The sequence below is a fragment of the Okeania hirsuta genome (genome assembly GCF_003838195.1).
Lineage (GTDB): Bacteria > Cyanobacteriota > Cyanobacteriia > Cyanobacteriales > Microcoleaceae > Okeania > Okeania hirsuta.
In genome coordinates this window covers 1-851 of the sequence record NZ_RCBY01000644.1, presented here as the reverse complement: position 1 = coordinate 851, position 851 = coordinate 1, and the positions used below count along the sequence as shown (strand labels likewise).

Annotated in this window: 2 protein-coding genes; one reads left to right on the top strand and one right to left on the bottom strand. The window is 43.2% G+C overall.

Annotated features, from left to right (window positions below; translation table 11 throughout):
- Nucleotides 1-71: 71 nt before the first annotated feature.
- Nucleotides 72-437: a transposase gene (locus tag D5R40_RS33425; RefSeq protein ID WP_124155920.1), complete on the bottom strand. Its 366-nt coding sequence runs from the start codon at nt 435-437 to the stop codon at nt 72-74.
- Here D5R40_RS33425 and D5R40_RS36825 point away from each other — a divergent pair.
- On the top strand, nt 418-570 hold the full coding sequence (locus D5R40_RS36825) for a hypothetical protein (protein WP_161564551.1): 153 nt from the start codon (nt 418-420) through the stop codon (nt 568-570). The genes D5R40_RS33425 and D5R40_RS36825 overlap by 20 nt on opposite strands.
- Nucleotides 571-851: the final 281 nt, after the last annotated feature.

The following is an 851-nucleotide window of genomic DNA, read 5'->3' as shown; positions in this document are numbered from 1 at the left end:
TCAGGAGTCAGGAGGGAAGAAAGAAGAAGGAAGAAGAAGAACAGGAGAAGAAGGAGAGAGTTTTCTTATCACTAATTATCCGGACATGATATTACGCCATGTCCGACGCCCACACCATGAATTCTTGTTTTCCATTCTCCCTCACCATACACTTTGACCCCCGTAGAGTCTAGTACCAAGTGCATGGTTTCTGTTGCTGGTAATATAGGTATATTGATGTTCAGTTTGCTCAAGCGACGACACAAGGTACTATGGTCTGGTACTGGCAAGTCTATTCCCATCAATTCAAATATAGATTCCAAGAAATCCTCAATTTGTCGTCCTGCCAAGCTAAACAAAGTAACAATGGTGGCCATTAGCTCCATGGCGACATTGCTATAGGTGTTGGATGCTCCCCTACGTCCAGTTTTGTTCTGATTGAGCCACTGTTCTATCACTCAACCACAACTTGCGAAAATTAATGAAACCGCAGTCTGTGCTCATCAACCTTGGTTGCTGGCAAAACCTGTGGGAGGGTTACTGTGGTTAGGTCCGATATTTGAACCAGAAGATACCGGATATTGGGATTAGACATCTGGTAAAAATCAAAAATCAAATCAATTCTTACACATAAATTATCAATTCTTTCTCCTCCACGGTCGGGGTTAGGGGTGGGATCCCTACTGCCTACAGCAAGTCTGCCTACTCCCTCTTTTCTGGAAGATGTGTAATGTTTAGCTCAACATTTGCGCGGTCATCGGGAAGTTGAAGTTGCAGTTTTGCGACAGAAACAAAAATCTCTTTCGACCAAAAAATCGGCGTTGCACAGTGACGAATGATTTGATATTTTTGAAGGAGACAGGAGACAGCTA